The organism is Nocardioides dilutus (genome assembly GCF_054779555.1).
On record NZ_BAAGYA010000001.1, the window covers coordinates 1,100,577 to 1,117,575 of the forward strand.

Sequence of the window (16,999 nt, forward strand, 5' to 3'; positions counted from 1 at the left end):
TGGCTCCGGGCACCGGCAGGAGCGCGGGTGCGGAACAATGGCCCCCGTGACGGTCCCCAACGTGCTGGCCACGCGCTACGCAGGCGCCGACCTGTCCGCGATCTGGTCGCCCGAGCACAAGATCGTGCTCGAGCGCCGGCTGTGGATCGCGGTCCTCAAAGCGCAGCGCGACCTCGGCGTCGAGGTCCCGGATGGTGTGGTCGAGGCCTACGAGGACGTCGCCGACCTCGGCGAGAAGGCGGTTGACCTCGAGTCGATCGCCGCTCGCGAGCGGGTGACCCGCCACGACGTCAAGGCGCGGATCGAGGAGTTCAACGCCCTCGCCGGGCACGAGCACATCCACAAGGGGATGACCTCCCGCGACCTGACCGAGAACGTCGAGCAGCTCCAGATCCGCCAGTCCCTGGCGCTGCTCCGCGATCGTGCCGTGGCGGCGTTGGCCCGGCTCGCGCGGCTGGCCGCCGAGCACGAGGCGACCGTCATGGCCGGCCGGTCCCACAACGTCGCGGCGCAGGCGACGACGCTGGGCAAACGGTTCGCCACCGTGGCCGAGGAGATGCTCGTGGCGCTCGAACGCGTCGAGGAGCTCCTCAGTCGCTACCCCCTCCGCGGGATCAAGGGACCGATGGGCACCGCCCAGGACATGCTCGACCTTCTGGACGGCGACGCCGGCCGGCTCGTGGAGCTCGAGTCCCGGGTGGCCGAGCACCTCGGCTTCGAGCGGATGCTGGCCTCGGTGGGCCAGGTCTACCCCCGGTCCCTGGACTTCGACGTGGTCTCCGCGCTCGTCCAGCTGGCCTCGGGTCCGGCCAACCTGGCCACCACGATCCGCCTCATGGCGGGCCACGAGCTGGTCACCGAGGGCTTCGTCGAGGGCCAGGTGGGCTCGTCGGCGATGCCCCACAAGATGAACACCCGCTCGTGCGAACGGGTCAACGGGCTGGCCGTCGTTCTGCGCGGCTATCTCTCGATGACCAGCGAGCTCACCGGCAACCAGTGGAACGAGGGCGACGTGTCCTGCTCGGTCGTCCGCCGGGTCGCCCTGCCCGACGCGTTCTTCGCCGCCGACGGGCTGTTCCAGACCTTCCTCACCGTGCTCGACGAGTTCGGCGCCTTCCCGGCCGTGATCCAGCGCGAGCTCGACCGCTACCTGCCGTTCCTCGCCACCACCAAGGTGCTGATGGCCGCGGTCCGCAACGGTGTCGGGCGCGAGACCGCCCACGAGGCGATCAAGGAGGCGGCGGTCGCCGTCGCCCTCGACATGCGCCAGGGCGCCTCCGACAACGACGTTCTCGCCCGGCTCGCCGCGGACCCACGGCTAGGCCTGACGGGCCCCCAGCTCGACTCGCTGGTGGCCGACCCGATCACGTTCACCGGCGCTGCCGTGGCCCAGACCCAGGAGGTCGTGCGCCGGGTGGCCGAGGTGGCGGCCCGACACCCGCAGGCCGCGGCCTACTCACCCGGCGCCATCCTCTGACACCAGCTGCAACGGTCGCGCCCCTGCCGGACATGAGCGAGGCATGAGACAGCCGCTCGAACAACGCGAGCACGCTTTCCGACGGCTGTACGCCGACCACTTCGACACCGTCCTCGGCTTCGCCCTGCGCCGGGTCGACCGCCCCGAGGACGCGGCCGACGTCACCGCCGACACGTTCCTCGTCGTCTGGCGACGGCTGGCGCACGTCCCGCCGGCCCCCGACACGCGGCCGTGGCTCTACGGCGTCGCGCGCCGGGTCCTCGCCAACCACCGCCGCGGCGACCGCCGGCGCAGCGCCCTGGGCGACCGGCTGAAGCGCGAGCTCGCGACCTCGGTCCCGGACGCCAGCGACCACGTGGTGCAACAGGCCGACGTCACCGCGGCGATGCGGCGGCTCAGTGCGCGTGACCAGGAAGTCCTCGAGCTCCACCTGTGGGAAGGCCTGGAGTCGCGTGAGATCGCCGACGTGCTCGGGCTGACCACTGCCGTCGTGAGACCCCGCCTGTCCCGGGCCCGCTCCAGGCTGCGCGACCTGCTCGGCAACGCTGCGTGCAATGTTGGCGGGCCCCCCGGACATCACCACTCCGACAGACCCGCTGCGCTCACCCGGAAGGAGCGGTCATGAACCCCACGATCCCGAAGCTGACTGACGACGCGGTCTCGCGGCTGCCGCTCGAGGCCGGGCGGGCCGAGCTCCTGGAGGAGATCATGAGCACCGTCGCACCCGACCGCACGACCGACCGACCCACGCCCGTTCCCAGTCCCTCGACGGGTCGCTGGCTCGCTCCCGTCGTGGCTGCCGCGGTCGTCGTCGGCATCGTCGCCGGCTCCCTGTGGGCCGCGGGCCTCCTGCCGGACGATGAACGGTCGATGGCCACCCAACCCGTCGAGCAGGCCGGCAACCGGGCCGTGCTCGAGGCGCCCGGCTGGGAGGTCACCAGCACCGAGAGCGGGGACGACGGCTACGGCGAGGTCGGCTACGAGAAGGGCGGCGCCAGGTTCACCATCACGTGGTACCCGGCGACGTCCTACGAGTCGTACGTCGCCGACCGCGAGCACATCTCCGACCCGCCTGCCCCAGGGCAGCCGGTCGAGGTGCTCGGCCGTCCCGGTCAGCTGTGGGCCTACGACGCCCAGGACCACACCGTCATCCGCGAGGTCGAGGACGGCTTCTGGATCGAGCTCCGGGGCTCAGGAATGGACGAGGCTGCCTACCGGGCGCTGCTCGGCCAGCTCAAGATGGTGGGCAGCGCGGGCTACGAGGCATCGCTGCCGGACGAGTTCGTCACCGCCGACGAGCGGGGCGCCGCGATCGCCTCGATGCTGGACGGCATCACCGCGGCCAGTGGAGCCGAAGGCCCGAACGGCGTTCGCGTGCAGGTGCGCTCCACCGAGCAGGACCCCTACCAGCTCGGCGCCGATGTCGCCGGTGCCTACGCTTGCGCGTGGTTCGAGGCCTTCGACAACGCCGTGGCCCACGACCAGGCGGACCTGGCGAGTGAGGCCGCACGCGTGCTCGGCACGTCTCGGGACTGGCCCGTTCTCGAGGAGATGAACGAGCGGGGCGACTACCCCGAGGTGATCTGGGAGCTCGCCGACAAGGTCGCGACCGGCGAGGTGCCCGAGGGCTACCGCGAGGGGATCGGCTGCCAGGTCAGCCCTCCGCGAGCGGCCGGCCCCACGTCAGCAGCCGGGTGACCGCCGGAGTGCAGCCGCCGTCGCTGCCGAGCGGGAGCAGGGGCCCTGGGTCCGCGCGCTCCCGGCGCTGACTCAGGGGCCGCCCGATACGGTTCACAGCATGACGGACGCGACCGGTCGGCCCGGGATGGTCGACTGGGACCTGGCCGTGCGGATCGGCTCCCGCCTGGCCGGCGACGGCCCCGTCGTGTCCCGTGAGGAGGCGACGGCCACGGTCGAGGAGCTCCGGACCGGCGCGGACCGCTCGACGTCGCTGGTGCGCGAGTTCACCGGACTCGCCGCGGCCGAGCGCACCGCTCCCGTGCTGGTGGTGGACCGGGCCGGGTGGGTGCAGGCCAACGCCGATGCCTTCGCGACGCTGCTCGGGCCGGTGGTCGACAAGCTCAGCGACAAGAAGCCGCCGAGCGCGATCTCGGCGGCGATCGGCTCCAAGGTCACCGGCGCCGAGGTGGGCGGGCTGCTCGGTTTCCTTGGCGGCAAGGTGCTGGGCCAGTTCGACCCCTTCCACGACCCCGCCGGCCGGCTGCTGCTGGTCGCTCCCAACATCGTGCACGTCGAGCGCGAGCTGAGCGCCGACCCCACCGACTTCCGGCTCTGGGTCTGCCTGCACGAGGAGACCCACCGGGTCCAGTTCACCGCGGTGCCCTGGATGCGCGACCACCTGTTCGCCGAGATCCGCAAACTCGCCGACACCATGGAGCCGGCCAGCATGCTCGACGAAGGTCTCGGGCGCATCGCGGAGGCGCTCAAGGGAGCCAAGACCTCCGGTGCCAGCCTGCTCGACGTGATCAGCACGCCCGAGCAGAAGGACCTGATCGACCGGATGACCGGCGTGATGTCGCTCCTCGAGGGCCACGCCGACGTGGTCATGGACGGGGTCGGCCCCAGCGTGATCCCGTCGGTCGCCAAGATCCGCAGCAAGTTCAACGAGCGCCGCAAGGGCGTCGGCGTCCTCGACAAGGTGCTGCGCCGGCTGCTCGGGCTGGACGCCAAGATGGCGCAGTACCGCGACGGCGCGAAGTTCGTGCGTCACGTCGTCGACAAGGCCGGCATGGAGCAGTTCAACGCCGTCTGGCAACGACCCGAGCACCTGCCGAGCAAGGCCGAGATCAAGGAACCGAAGGCCTGGATGTCCCGCGTCCTCGCCTGACCTGGCTGACCAGCATGAGTCTCCACCCGTCCATCGCCGCCGTCCGTTCTGGCGTACGCCATGCGCTCGGCGAGCTCGACCCGCACAGTCCTCAGCAGCCCACCGTGATGGTCGCGTGCTCGGGTGGCGCCGACTCTCTGGCGCTGCTGTCCGCCGCCATTTTCGAGGGACACGGTGCTCGTCGGGGAGGGGGCCGATCGGGAGGGCTCGACGTCCGGGTCATCGGGATCACCGTCGACCACGGCCTCCAGGAGGGGGCGGCCGAGCACGCGGCCCGCGTCGTGGCGCAGATGGCGGCGCTGGGAGTCGACGAGACCGCATCGGCCAGGGTCACCGTCGAGTCCGGGGGGCGGGGGACCGAGGCGGCGGCCCGGGAGGCGCGCTACTCCGTCCTCGACCAGATGGCCGAGCACTTCGGCGCCGCGCTGGTCCTGCTCGGGCACACCCGCGACGACCAGGCCGAGACCGTGCTGCTCGGGCTGACCCGCGGGTCGGGGGGCCGCGCCCTGGCCGGCATGCGCCGCTCCTTCGGGCTCTACCGCCGCCCGCTGCTCGACGTCGGCCGCACGGAGACCGTCACCGCCTGCCAGGTCGAGGGGCTCGACTACTGGGACGACCCCCACAACGCCGACCCGGCCTACACCAGGAGCCGGGTGCGCCACCGGGTGCTGCCGGTCCTCGAGGAGGAGCTGGGACCCGGGGTGGCCGCCACGCTCGCCCGGACGGCCGACCAGCTCCGGGAGGACACCGAGCTCCTCGACGGGCTCGCCGCGGCGGCGTACGACGACGTGCGCACCACCGGTGGGCTGGACGCCGTCCGCCTCGCGCCGCAACCCTCGGCCCTGGCCCACCGGGTCCTGAGGCTGGCTGCCCTCGACGCGGGTGCCCTCGGGGGCGAGCTGTTCCGTGTGCACGTGCTGGCGCTGGCCGAGCTCCTCGGTCCACAGCCGCGCCCCGGCGAGGTCCAGCTCCCCGGCCTGGTCAGCGCGGTCCGGGACGGGGACCTGCTCACGTTCCGGCGCACCGCTGTGCCAGGCTGACTCCCATGGACGCTGCCGACGTGCAGGACGATCTGGTCGAGGTGCTCTTCACCGAGAAGCAGATCCAGGACCGGATCGCCGAGCTGGCGCAGCAGATCGAGGCTGACTACGACGACCGGGACATCCTCGTGGTCGGCATCCTGCGTGGTGCGGTGATGGTGATGGCCGACATGGCCCGCAGCTTCCACCGGCACGTCGAGATGGACTGGATGGCCATCTCGTCCTACGGCTCGGGCACCAAGTCCAGCGGCGTCGTGCGGATCCTCAAGGACCTCGACACCGACATCTCCGGCCGGCACGTGATCATCGTCGACGAGATCATCGACACCGGCCTGACGCTGTCGTGGCTCACCTCCAACCTCGCCTCGCGCAACCCGGCGAGCGTCGAGATCTGCACCCTGCTGCGCAAGCCCGAGGCGCTCACCATGCCCGTGGACGTGAAATACGTGGGCTGGGACATCCCCAACGAGTTCGTCGTCGGCTACGGCCTCGACTACCGGGAGCGCTACCGCAACCTCCGCGATATCGGCACGTTGTCGCCTCACGTGTACTCCTGAGGGACACTAGGTACCGTTGTCGATTCACCCGGGGCCGCTCAGTGAAGGACCCGGCAGTCTTGGAAGAAGCCTGTGAAGCGTTTGTTCAAGGGCCCCTGGCTCTGGATCGTGATCGCCGTGGTCGGCGTGCTGATCGCCCTGCAGTTCCTGGCGCCCTCCGGCGCCGGCGACGAGATCAGTGCGTCGAAGATGAACGAATACATCGCCAAGGGCGAGGTCAAGGAGATCACGTTCGTCGACGGTGACCAGCAGATCAAGGCCACGCTGGACGACGACGTCGACCGCGAGGGCGGCCGTGAGGTCACGACCAAGTGGATCGCCGGAACCCAGCGTGGCATCTTCGACGCCGCCCAGGAGCAGGTCGACAAGGGGACGATCGAGGAGGTCACCAGCGAGGTCTCGCGACCCGGGCTGCTGAGCTCGTTCCTCTTCTCCTTCCTGCCGATCATCATCCTCATCGTCGTGTTCCTGTGGCTGATGAACTCCATGCAGGGCGGCGGCGGCCGCGGCGTGATGCAGTTCGCCAAGTCCAAGGCCAAGCTCATCTCCAAGGACATGCCGAAGACGACGTTCTCCGACGTCGCCGGCTGTGAGGAGGCCATCGAGGAGCTCGGCGAGATCAAGGAGTTCCTCCAGGAGCCCGCCAAGTTCCAGGCGGTCGGCGCCAAGATCCCCAAGGGCGTCCTGCTCTACGGCCCGCCCGGCACCGGCAAGACTCTCCTCGCCCGCGCGGTCGCCGGCGAGGCGGGCGTCCCCTTCTACTCGATCTCCGGGTCCGACTTCGTCGAGATGTTCGTCGGCGTCGGCGCGAGCCGGGTCCGCGACCTGTTCGAGCAGGCCAAGGAGAACGCGCCCGCGATCGTCTTCATCGACGAGATCGACGCCGTCGGCCGCCATCGCGGCGCCGGCATGGGCGGCGGTCACGACGAGCGTGAGCAGACGCTCAACCAGCTGCTCGTCGAGATGGACGGCTTCGACGTCCGCGGCGGGGTCATCCTGATCGCGGCCACCAACCGCCCGGACGTGCTCGACCCGGCCCTGCTGCGCCCCGGTCGTTTCGACCGCCAGATCGCCGTGGACGCCCCGGACCTCTCCGGCCGCCACAAGATCCTGCAGGTCCACTCGCGCGGCAAGCCGATGACCCAGGACATCGACCTGCTCGGCGTGGCCCGGCGTACGCCCGGCTTCACCGGCGCTGACCTGGCCAACGTGCTCAACGAGGCCGCGCTGCTCACCGCGCGCAACAACCAGAAGCTCATCACCAATGAATCGCTCGACGAGGCGATCGACCGGGTCATCGCCGGCCCGCAGCGGCGCACCCGCTTGATGAGCGAGAAGGAGAAGCTCATCACCGCCTACCACGAGGGCGGCCACGCCCTGGTCGCGGCGGCGCTGCCGGGCAACGACCCGGTCCACAAGGTGACGATCCTCCCGCGCGGTCGTGCCCTCGGCTACACGATGGTGCTGCCCGACGAGGACAAGTACTCCCAGACCCGGTCGGAGATGCTCGACAAGCTCGCCTACATGCTGGGCGGCCGGGCGGCGGAGGAGATGGTCTTCCACGACCCGACCACCGGCGCCGGCAACGACATCGAGAAGGCCACCAGCCTGGCCCGGGCGATGGTCACCCAGTACGGCATGACCGAGCGCCTGGGCGCCATCAAGCTGGGCGAGGGCAACTCCGAGCCGTTCCTGGGCCGCGACTTCGGCCACCAGCGCAACTACTCCGAGGACGTCGCCGCGATCATCGACGAGGAGACCAAGCTCCTGCTGGCGTCCGCGCACCAGGAGGCCTTCGACATCCTGGAGGAGAACCGCCACGTCCTGGACGCCTTGGTGCTCGCGCTGCTCGACAAGGAGACCCTCGACAAGGCCGAGATCGCCGAGATCTTCGAGGCCCTCCGGATGCGTCCCGTGCGTCCGGCCTGGACCGGCTCTCCCGACCGGCGCCCCTCCGACATCCCCGCCGTGGAGATCCCCGAGGAGATCCGGGCGAGGGCGGCCGCCCAGAGCGCGGCGCTGGGGTCCTCCAACGGGCACGTCGAGGGTGGCGTCATCGTGACCCCGCCCGGCCCCGGTGGCGACGTGCACGGCGACCCCGGTCTCCAGCCGCCGAGCGGGCCTCCCACGCCGCCGTCCGCCGGACAGACGTGACCGACCCGATCTCCCTGGTCGAGGAGCGCGACATCCCGGAGTTCGACCACGCCCGTGCCGAGGCGGCCGTGCGTGAGCTGCTCCTGGCGATCGGTGAGGACCCCGACCGCGAGGGGCTGCTCGACACGCCCGCCCGGGTCGCCCGGGCCTACGCCGAGGTGACCAGCGGTCTGCGGATGACGGCCGAGGACGTGCTCACGACGACCTTCGACATCGGTCACGAGGAGATGGTCCTGGTCCGCGACATCGAGTTCTGGTCGATGTGCGAGCACCACCTGGTGCCGTTCACCGGGGTGGCCCACGTGGGCTACATCCCGGCAGAGAGCGGCAAGATCACCGGCATCTCCAAGCTGGCCCGCCTGGTCGACGTCTACGCCAAGCGGCCCCAGGTCCAGGAGCGGCTCACGACCCAGATCGCCGACTCACTGATGGAGATCCTCGAGGCCCGGGGAGTCATCGTCGTGATGGACGCGGAGCACCTCTGCATGACCATGCGCGGCGTCAAGAAGCCCGGCGCCCGCACCATCACCTCGGCGGTGCGCGGCCTGATGCTGACCAACGCCACCACCCGCGCCGAGGCGATGGGTCTGATCAACAGGCCGTCTCACTAGAACGTGTAGCCGAAGTCCGCGATCGCGGCTGCGAACAGTTCGGCGACGTGGGCCCGCGAGTCGTCGTCGTAGTACGACGCGTACGACGATGCAGCCGAGGGGCCGCGGGGGCGGGAGCCGCCCTTGGCGCGGGGCAGCCGCGGCTCGCCGGGCAGGCCGAGGTGGGCCCACAGCTCACCGAGGTCGTCGCCCAGTGACTCGTAGCGCAGCACCCGGTCCACGGCGAGCTCGCCGTTGATCCGGTAGCCGCGGAAGTTCTTGACCGCGAGCTCCTCGACCACGGGCTCGTGGACGAAGTCGGCGAACGCCGGCGGGGCGGGGTCGTCGCGGTGGCGCCAGTGGAACAGCGAGACCACGGCGTCCCATGGGTTCCGTTCGATGGAGAACGTGTAGTAGTCGTCCCAGGTCTGCCTGCCGACGAGCTGCCTGACCATCGAGGCCGGCATGTGGTTGAACGCCTTGCGCGGGAGCGGCGGCGACTCGTAGTTCTGCGGTGGCCGTCCGCCGCACTCGGCACGCAGCCGTTCGTCGGCCTCCGTGACCGGGGTGATCACGTCGTCGGGGCCGCAGACTGTCGACAGGGCGATCTCCACGCTGGTGCCCGCCGTCTTGCGCGTCTTGAGGAAAGCGAAGCGGTGCGCGTGGGACACGATCACCGCATCAGTATCGTGCCGAGCGATGGAAGAGAACCTCGCGGTCCTGGTCACGGGCTCGATGCGCAGCGGCACCAGCTCGCTCGCGGGCAGCCTGAAGATCCTGGGACTGCACGTGCCGCAGCCCGAGGTGCCTGCTTCCCCGCGCAACCCGAAGGGCCACTTCGAGCCACACTGGGTGATCCGGTTCCACAAGCGGCTGCTGCGCGAGGCGCTCACGCGTCCCAGCGACGGCAGCCCCCGGGCCGAGGAGCGGATCGCCGCGGCCGTGCGGCTCGGCGACATGGAGACGGAGCTGGCCGAGTGGCTGCGCGAGCAGACCGAGCCGCGGATCGTCGTCAAGGACCCGCACGCCGCCTGGCTGGTGGGCACCTGGGCGGCGGCGGCGCGCACGGCGGGGCGGGACCTGCGGCTGCTCACCGCGATCCGCCACCCGGCCGAGGTGGTCGGCTCGCAGGACCTCACCTGGGGCCACCGGCGCGACGACGACCAGCGCCGGGTCAAGGAGACCTCCAACGTCGCGGCCTGGCTCAACGTCGCCCTGGTGACCGAGCGGGCCGGCCGCGACCTGCCTCGCTCCTTCATCCGCTACAGCGAGCTGATCGAGGACTGGCGGGCCGCCCTGGGCCGGGTCTCCACCCAGCTGGGTCTCGATCTCGACCTCGACCCGAAGCGGACCGGTCACGAGCTCGACGAGTGGCTGGACCCGTCACTTCGCCGCTCGCAGGTCTCGTGGAGCGACATCGTGGTGCCGGCCTGGCTGCGGGACCTGGCCGAGGACGCCTGGGGCCAGCTCAACCGACTCGTCGGCGACCCGCACGACCCCGCGGCCATCGCCCGGCTCGACGAGATCCGCGCCGACTACGACGCGAGGTACGCCGAGGCGGTCGCGCTGACCCTGGACGAGGCCCGGCACCGGGAGCGGCTGGGCGCCCGCAACGCCGCGGCCAAGTTCCGCCCGCGCGTGCAGAAGCACAAGCGCCGCGCCGAGCGCGCCGAGGAAGCGCTGCGAGGGAAGCGACGGTGGTCGAGGAGGTTGCGCAGCAACCGTCACGAGACCAGGTGAGCCGGGGCTGGGACCGGACCAGGAGGGCTACGCGATCCGGTCCTTGTTGGTCCACTCCTCGTTGAGGCCCTTCTCGATGATCACGAGGTTGTGGTAGCAGTGGACCGCCGAGACCCACCGGTCGGTGTAGGACGGCTGGTAGTCCTCGTCGAGGAACTCCACCCAGTTGAGGCCGTCGACCAGGTCCTTGACCAGCGCCATCGTGGTCAGCGGGTCCCGACGGTCGGTGCTGCCGCCCCAGCGCGGCCAGTAGCTCGTCTGCGTGTCCTCGATGGCGTAGAACCCGCCGACCGACAGCAGCGGGAAGAGCGTCCGGAACGTCTCGCGGACGTGCTCGGGGCGGTGGCTGCCGTCGTCGACCACGACGTGCACAGGACCGCGCTCGTCCACGATCCGGGTCAGCAGCGTCGCGTCGGTCTGGTCCCCGGTGTAGACGCTGATCCGCGGAGCCGCGACGAACGACTTGTCGACGATGTCGAGTCCGACGACCTGCGCCTTGGCGAAGAAGCGCTTCCACATCCGCAGCGACGCTCCGCCGCGGCCCGGCCGGTCGGAGCCGCCGATGCCGATCTCGAAGAGCGTGAACTCCTCGTCGCGCAGGTGGCCGAGGTGCCGCTCGTACTGCTGGGTGAACCGGTGCCGGGTCGCCTTGTCGGTGTTCGCCTCGCGGCCGATCGCCGTGAGGTCCATGGACCGCCAGCGGGCCTCCCGCTCGGCTCGGGTCGACGGTTCTGGCACATCCAGAACCTATCTGGACGGAAAGTAGAGTCGCCCAGGTGATCGTCTCCCCCTCCCGGCGCGTGCTGTTCGTGCACGTGCAGAAGACCGGGGGCATGACCGTCGAGAAGGTGCTGCGCGCCGCACTGCCCGACGCGGCCAGCGTCCCCGGGCTCCCTGGCGCCAAGCACGCCCGGCTCCGCGCCGCGCTGCGAGCCCACCCGGAGCTCCAGGACCACTGGACCTTCGGGTTCGTCCGCAACCCCTGGTCGCGGATGTGGTCGTGGTACTCGATGATCGAGCGACGCGGCCAGGCCGCGGATGCCGGCAACGAGTGGATCGACACCCGCATCTCGCGCAACGCGTTCTGGCGCGACGTCCTGGCCGAGATCCCCGACTTCGAAGCGTTCGTGATGAAGGGGCCCGACCGGTTCCCGAGACTCCGGGTGCCGCAGGTGACCTATCTGCGGGCCAAGGACAAGACCGCCGACTTCATCGGCCGCACCGAGTCCTTCGACGCCGACCTGGCCACCGCCTGCGACCACATCGGGATCCCGGCGCCCGAGAGCGTGCCGCGCCGCAACGCGGGCCCCGGCGGCGACTGGCGCGCGCAGTACACGCCCGAGATGCGCCAGCGGGTCGCCGACCTCTACGCCCTCGACCTGCGCACCTTCGGCTACGAGTTCTAGGCACCAGCAGTGGACGAGACGGTGTCGATCGTCCGGGAGGCCGACGTGCCGGGGCTCCTGGGGCGCGACCCGACGCGCGGGCGGGTGCTCGAGACCCGCCCGGCCGTGACCTGGCGGTCGCGGGCCGAGGTGCGCACGAGCGGGCCCATGGAGCTCAACCTGTTACCGGCGACGTACGACGCGCCGGCGTTGGTACGCCGGGAGTGGTACGACGTCGTGGCGCTGCCCCGGCAGGTGGTCCTGAGCGGCGACCTGCTGCTCCCGGAGAGCTTCACGACCGCGGACGGCCACCGCCAGCGGAACCCGACGGTCGACAAGGTCGACGCGAGGGTCGCCCGGCGCCCGGCGGTCCCGGCTGACCTGCCCCCGCTCGAGGGCCGCTACCTCCACCTCGAGAACGTGATGCCGCGGCACTTCGGGCACGCCCTCACCGAGACCGTGTCCCGGTTCTGGGGCTGGGAGCCCGGCCTCAGAGCACTGGTCTTCGACGAGACGGGGGAGCTGCCGGGCTGGCAGCGCGACCTGTTCGCGGCTGCCGGCATCGACGACGTCCACGTCGCCACGGGCCCGGTCCGGGTCGAGACGCTGGTCGGCGTCACCCCGATGTTCAGCCGGCCCTCGTTCGTCCATCCCGACCTGCGCGCGACGTACGGCGCCGTCGGGGAGTCCTTCGCAGGCCGAGCCCCGGACCGGGCGTGGCCGGGACGGGTGTTCTTCACCCGCCGCCCGGGGAAGCGGTCGTGCCACAACGCCGACGAGGTGGAGGCCGAGTTCACTGCTGCCGGCTACGAGGTCGTGCACCCGGAGGACCACCCCCTGGCCGACCAGGTGGCCATGGTGCGCGCCGCGCAGAGCGTCGGCGGGTTCGCCGGAAGCGGGATGTTCCACATCGGCTTCGCCGGCCGCCCCGCCCATGTCGTGCTGGTCACCTCCGAGGCCTACCCGTGCCACAACGAGTACCTCATGTCCGCGCTGCTCGGTCACCGGCTGGACATCGTGCTCTGCCGGCCTGACGTGCCCCGGGTCGACGGCGCCTTCACCCGCGAGTCGTTCCACTCCGACTACACCTACGACCCGGCACGCGAGGGCGAGTTCCTCGCCCACGCGCTCGCTGAGTAGCGTTCCCACGTGCGCTGGTCGGTCCCGGCATTCCCCGAGCTCCCCGCTGGTGAGCACGCGAACCCGCCCGGCCTGACGACCGTCGAGGGCGCCTTCCTGACCCGGGTCGGGCACGGGCCGCTCGCGTCCACCGTGGGCCCGACCCGATGGTTGCGCGGCGCCGTCCACGACGCCGAGGGCGGGCTCGTGAAGCCGTCGCAGAAGCTGTGCGTCGGCGCCAACACCTGGGCGCCCGCGGACCCGCGCACCGTGAAGGTCGACCTGAACGCCGAACTGCTCGAGGGGCGGTGGCTCTACGGCGGCCACTGGATGCAGCACTTCGGGCACTTCCTGGTCGAGACGCTCACCACTCTGTGGCCGGTGGAGCAGGTCGACGGGCTCGTGTTCCACAAGTACCTCAAGCGGCCCTGGGGCGAGGAGCCGTGGCAGCGGCGCCTGCTCGACCTCGCGGGGTACGCCGGCGTGCCGGTGCGCGTCGTGGACGGCAGGGCGCCGCTGCGCGTCGAGTCGCTGCTGGTCCCCGGCCGGGCCGTGGTCGCGCACGGCTGGGCACACCCCCAGGCCCGCGGGGTGTGGGACCGGATATCCGCGCCGTTCCACGGCCGGGGCGGCCCCCGCCGGCTCTTCCTGTCCCGCACCGGCCACAACGAGGCACGGCGCGCGGCCGGCCACCGCTCGGCCGGCCGGAGCACCGCGGAGTGGGATGCCGGCGTGGATGCCGCGTTCGCGGCGGCCGGCTTCGACGTCGTGCGACCCGAGACGGTCCCGGTCGACGACCAGCTCGCGCTGGTCGCCGACGCCGAGATGGTGGCCGGAGCCTCGGGCTCCGCCCTGCACCTGTCCGCGTTCGCGCCCGCGACGGCGCGGGTCCTCGAGATCGGCGACCGCCGGTCCCCCGCCAGTCCGGTCGCGTTGCAGCTCGTCATCGAGGCAGCGAGCGGCCACGAGCACGCGTTCATCCGGGGCGACATCGCGCTGGACGACCTGCTCGTCGCCGTCAAGGAGCTGGCATGAGCAGCGCACTGGAACCCGCCGAGCGGATAGGCCGGGCGCAGGTGATGCGGCGTCTGCTGGCCCACTACGAGGACCCGCGCTACCTCGAGATCGGCGTCTGCGAGGCGCGCACCTTCGACCGGGTGGCGGCGTCGGTCCGTGTCGCCGTCGACCCGGAGTTCCGCTTCGACCACGAGGCGCCGCAGCGGCGGGTCCCGGGGACGAGCTACCACCAGGTCACCAGCGACGAGTACTTCGGCACCGTCGTCGAGCCGGACGAGCAGTTCGACGTGATCTATCTCGACGGCCTCCACACGGTGGAGCAGACCCTGCGCGACCTGCTCAACGCCCTGCCCCACCTCCAGCCGCAGGGCGTGCTGGTCATCGACGACGTGCGCCCGCCGACGGAGCTCGCCGCGATCCGTGACAGGCAGGAGTTCTTCGACGTGCGCAGCGCGCAGGGTCGCGACGGCGAGAAGGCGTGGATGGGCGACGTCTACCGGCTCCTGTGGTTCATCGACACGTTCTGCCAGCAGCTGTCGCAGCGGGTGATCGCCAACAACCACGGCCAGGCGGTGGTCTGGCGCAAGCGCCGCGCGCAGGTCACCGACCGCCTCCTCGCCGATGTGGGCAGCCTGCCCTTCGCCGCGATCGAACGCGAGCCGGACGTCATGCGGGCAGCGCCCTTCGGCGAGATCGTGCGTGAGCTGCGCCGCGACCTGGGGCTCCGCAAGCCATGAGTGGCCTGCCGCTGGTGATGGGGGTCGTCAACGTCACCCCCGACTCCTTCAGCGACGGGGGTCGCTACGACACCGCCGAGGCGGCGGTCGCACACGGTCAGCGGCTGCTCGCCGACGGCGCGGACATCCTGGACATCGGCGGCGAGTCGACCCGGCCCGGCGCCACCCGGCCGCTGGTCGCCGAGGAGCTGGCCCGGGTCGTGCCGGTGATCACCGAGCTCGCCGCGACCGGTGCCGTGGTCAGCGTGGACACCATGCGGGCGGAGGTGGCGGAGGCGGCTGTGGCCGCCGGCGCCGGGATCGTCAACGACGTCTCGGGCGGCCTCGCCGACCCCGACGTACTCCGGGTCGTCGCCGCCACCGGTGTCCGCTACGTCGCGATGCACTGGCGCGCCCACAGTGACCGGATGACCGACTTCGCGACCTACGACGGGCCGGGTGGGGTCGTCGCGGCGGTGCGCGACGAGCTCGCCGCACGGGTCGAGGCGATCCTGGGCGCGGGGGTCGGGGCCGACCGGGTCGTGCTCGACCCGGGGCTGGGGTTCGCCAAGGGCGCGGCCCACAACTGGTCGCTGATCCGGCACCTCGACGAGATCGCCGCGCTCGGCCACCCGTTGCTCGTCGGGGCGAGCCGCAAGTCGTTCCTGGGCCGGCTGCTCGCGTCCCCCGACGGCGCCGAGCGTGCTGTCGACGAGCGCGAGCACGCGACCACGGCCCTGACCGTGGTGCTCGCGCAGGCGGGGGTGTGGGGGCTGAGGGTGCACGACGTACGCTCCTGCCGCGACGCACTGAAGGTGCTCGAGGCGCTCGAGGCGCCCGAAGAGGGGGTCGACCGTGTCTGACGAGCTGGCCCTGTCGGGTCTCGAATGCTGGGGGCACCACGGGGTCTTCGAGCACGAACGGCGCGAAGGCCAGCCCTTCGTCGTCGACCTGGTGCTCGGGCTGGACACCGGCCCGGCCGCCGCCTCCGACGACCTTGCCGACACCGTCGACTACGGCGGCCTCGCCCTCGCGGTGAAGTCCGCGGTCGAGCGCGACCCGGTCGACCTGCTCGAGACCCTGGCCGAGCGGATCGCGGGTGTCTGTCTGACCGACGATCGTGTTGACTGGTGCCGGGTCACGGTCCACAAGCCGCGCGCACCCATCGAGGCGACGTTCGCCGACGTGGCCCTCACGATCCATCGGAGCACCCGGACAACCGCGAAAGCAGAGGCCGCCTCGTGACCGAGACCCCCAACCCGCACATCGTCGACGCCGACACGCTCACCGGCGAGATGCGGCCGATCCGCCAGCTGGTGGTGTCGCTGGGGTCCAACCTGGGGGAGCGGATCGAGAACCTGCAGGGTGCCGTCCGCGCCCTCGCCGACACCCCGGAGGTGTGGGTCACCAGCGTCTCCCCGGTCTACGAGACCGAGCCGGTGGACGCCCCCGAGGGCTCCGACAGCTTCCTCAACGCCGTCGTGCTGGCCGACACCACGCTGGCGGCGACTCGGCTCATGGACCGGGCACTTGCCATCGAGGACGCTTTCGACCGGCAGCGTTCCGAGGTCGTCAACGCCCCCCGCACCCTCGACATCGACCTGATCGTCCTGGGTGACCGGCGCAGCGACGACGAGTCCCTCCGGCTCCCGCACCCGCGCGCCGCGCAGCGGGCCTTCGTGCTGCGTCCGTGGCTCGACGTCGACCCGGGCGCCGAGCTGCTCGGCCACGGACTGGTGGCCGACCTCCTCGCCGCGGTCGGTGAGGCGGGCGTCCAGCGGCGCGACGACCTGGTCCTCGACTTCGAGTGAGGGATCCCGACCGGCCTCCTGAGCCGGACGAGGACGAGGAACCCGCGGGCAGGCTCGCTCCGACCCATCCGGGTGCGGTCACCGCCTGGGGCGTCGTGGGGCTCGTCGGCGGCTGGCTGGTGCGGCCGCTGTCCGAGGCGGTCAACGGCACCGCACCCGTCGTCTCGTGGGTCCAGCCGGGGGCGCTCCTGCTGCTCGCGACCGCCGTCGGGGTGACCGCCTGGCACACCTGGCGGGCTGTGCACGTGCGGCGCGAGCGCCTGGAGCCGCACCGTGCCGTCAACCGCCTCGTGCTCGGCCGCGCCGCGGCGTTCGTGGGGGCCCTGGTCGCCGGCGGCTACGCCGGTTACGCCGTCAGCTGGGTCGGTTCGGAGGCCGAGCTGGCCGGCCAGCGGATGCTCCGGTCGGCCCTCGCTGCCCTCTGCGGCCTGCTGATCGTCCTCGCAGGGCTGCTCCTCGAACGTGCGTGTCGCGTCCGAAAGGGCCCCACCTACCCCTAGCCTGCCGTTATGTCTTCCCCATCAGTCACACAGGCCACACGGAGG

The 16,999-nt window shown here is 71.6% G+C and carries 19 protein-coding genes; 17 read left to right on the forward strand and 2 right to left on the reverse strand.

Annotation, left to right across the window (positions count from 1 at the left end; all coding sequences use genetic code 11):
- The first annotated feature begins 37 nt into the window (after positions 1–37).
- From purB to folE, 8 genes are all read left to right on the forward strand, one after another.
- Positions 38–1,477: an adenylosuccinate lyase gene (purB, locus tag ACYVC6_RS05390; protein ID WP_460711740.1), complete on the forward strand. Its 1,440-nt coding sequence runs from the start codon at positions 38–40 to the stop codon at positions 1,475–1,477.
- Positions 1,478–1,520: 43 nt separating this feature from the next.
- Positions 1,521–2,102, forward strand: a complete 582-nt coding sequence (locus tag ACYVC6_RS05395) for an RNA polymerase sigma factor (protein ID WP_460711742.1) — start codon at positions 1,521–1,523, stop codon at positions 2,100–2,102.
- A complete protein-coding gene (locus ACYVC6_RS05400) occupies positions 2,099–3,175 on the forward strand; it encodes a hypothetical protein (RefSeq protein WP_460711744.1) in 1,077 nt (358 codons plus the stop codon). The genes ACYVC6_RS05395 and ACYVC6_RS05400 overlap by 4 nt, the downstream gene beginning before the upstream one ends.
- A 100-nt stretch (positions 3,176–3,275) precedes the next feature.
- Positions 3,276–4,325 carry a zinc-dependent metalloprotease gene (locus tag ACYVC6_RS05405; RefSeq protein WP_460711746.1) on the forward strand — a complete coding sequence of 350 codons (1,050 nt, stop codon included), beginning with the start codon at positions 3,276–3,278 and terminating at the stop codon, positions 4,323–4,325.
- Between the two features lie 14 nt (positions 4,326–4,339).
- On the forward strand, positions 4,340–5,365 hold the full coding sequence (tilS, locus tag ACYVC6_RS05410; RefSeq protein ID WP_460711748.1) for a tRNA lysidine(34) synthetase TilS: 1,026 nt from the start codon (positions 4,340–4,342) through the stop codon (positions 5,363–5,365).
- Between the two features lie 5 nt (positions 5,366–5,370).
- Complete coding sequence (gene hpt / locus ACYVC6_RS05415) at positions 5,371–5,922, forward strand: hypoxanthine phosphoribosyltransferase (protein WP_460711749.1); 552 nt, start codon at positions 5,371–5,373, stop codon at positions 5,920–5,922.
- Positions 5,923–5,994: 72 nt separating this feature from the next.
- The gene (gene ftsH, locus ACYVC6_RS05420; protein WP_460711751.1) at positions 5,995–8,076 is read left to right on the forward strand and encodes an ATP-dependent zinc metalloprotease FtsH; all 2,082 of its coding nucleotides are present in this window, start codon (positions 5,995–5,997) and stop codon (positions 8,074–8,076) included.
- A gap of 32 nt (positions 8,077–8,108) precedes the next feature.
- Positions 8,109–8,687 carry a GTP cyclohydrolase I FolE gene (folE, locus tag ACYVC6_RS05425; RefSeq protein ID WP_460713309.1) on the forward strand — a complete coding sequence of 193 codons (579 nt, stop codon included), beginning with the start codon at positions 8,109–8,111 and terminating at the stop codon, positions 8,685–8,687.
- Here the strand turns inward: folE and ACYVC6_RS05430 are convergent.
- Entirely contained in the window at positions 8,684–9,343 is a 660-nt protein-coding gene (locus tag ACYVC6_RS05430; RefSeq protein WP_460711753.1) for a hypothetical protein, read from the reverse strand. The genes folE and ACYVC6_RS05430 overlap by 4 nt on opposite strands.
- 22 nt (positions 9,344–9,365) lie before the next feature.
- Between ACYVC6_RS05430 and ACYVC6_RS05435 the strand changes: the two genes are divergently transcribed.
- Complete coding sequence (locus ACYVC6_RS05435; RefSeq protein ID WP_460711755.1) at positions 9,366–10,406, forward strand: sulfotransferase family protein; 1,041 nt, start codon at positions 9,366–9,368, stop codon at positions 10,404–10,406.
- Positions 10,407–10,433: 27 nt separating this feature from the next.
- On the opposite strand, the gene ACYVC6_RS05440 is transcribed toward ACYVC6_RS05435, so the two are convergent.
- Positions 10,434–11,144, reverse strand: coding sequence for a class I SAM-dependent methyltransferase (locus tag ACYVC6_RS05440; RefSeq protein ID WP_460711757.1), 711 nt, complete (start codon positions 11,142–11,144; stop codon positions 10,434–10,436).
- 38 nt (positions 11,145–11,182) lie between these two features.
- On the opposite strand from ACYVC6_RS05440, the gene ACYVC6_RS05445 reads away from it, so the two are divergent.
- From ACYVC6_RS05445 to ACYVC6_RS05480, 8 genes are read left to right on the forward strand one after another with little or no spacing between them, the layout of a single operon-like run.
- Positions 11,183–11,812 carry a sulfotransferase family 2 domain-containing protein gene (locus tag ACYVC6_RS05445; protein WP_460711759.1) on the forward strand — a complete coding sequence of 210 codons (630 nt, stop codon included), beginning with the start codon at positions 11,183–11,185 and terminating at the stop codon, positions 11,810–11,812.
- Positions 11,813–11,821: 9 nt separating this feature from the next.
- The gene (locus ACYVC6_RS05450) at positions 11,822–12,931 is read left to right on the forward strand and encodes a glycosyltransferase family 61 protein (protein WP_460711761.1); all 1,110 of its coding nucleotides are present in this window, start codon (positions 11,822–11,824) and stop codon (positions 12,929–12,931) included.
- A 9-nt stretch (positions 12,932–12,940) separates the two neighbouring features.
- Positions 12,941–13,945, forward strand: coding sequence for a glycosyltransferase family 61 protein (locus ACYVC6_RS05455; protein ID WP_460711763.1), 1,005 nt, complete (start codon positions 12,941–12,943; stop codon positions 13,943–13,945).
- On the forward strand, positions 13,942–14,664 hold the full coding sequence (locus tag ACYVC6_RS05460) for a class I SAM-dependent methyltransferase (RefSeq protein WP_460711765.1): 723 nt from the start codon (positions 13,942–13,944) through the stop codon (positions 14,662–14,664). Before ACYVC6_RS05455 ends, ACYVC6_RS05460 begins: the two co-directional genes overlap by 4 nt.
- Complete coding sequence (gene folP, locus ACYVC6_RS05465; protein ID WP_460711767.1) at positions 14,661–15,506, forward strand: dihydropteroate synthase; 846 nt, start codon at positions 14,661–14,663, stop codon at positions 15,504–15,506. The genes ACYVC6_RS05460 and folP overlap by 4 nt, the downstream gene beginning before the upstream one ends.
- On the forward strand, positions 15,499–15,888 hold the full coding sequence (folB, locus tag ACYVC6_RS05470; protein WP_460711769.1) for a dihydroneopterin aldolase: 390 nt from the start codon (positions 15,499–15,501) through the stop codon (positions 15,886–15,888). Before folP ends, folB begins: the two co-directional genes overlap by 8 nt.
- A complete protein-coding gene (gene folK, locus ACYVC6_RS05475) occupies positions 15,885–16,454 on the forward strand; it encodes a 2-amino-4-hydroxy-6-hydroxymethyldihydropteridine diphosphokinase (protein ID WP_460711771.1) in 570 nt (189 codons plus the stop codon). Before folB ends, folK begins: the two co-directional genes overlap by 4 nt.
- A complete protein-coding gene (locus tag ACYVC6_RS05480) occupies positions 16,451–16,954 on the forward strand; it encodes a DUF3180 domain-containing protein (protein WP_460711773.1) in 504 nt (167 codons plus the stop codon). The genes folK and ACYVC6_RS05480 overlap by 4 nt, the downstream gene beginning before the upstream one ends.
- Positions 16,955–16,999 lie beyond the last annotated feature (45 nt).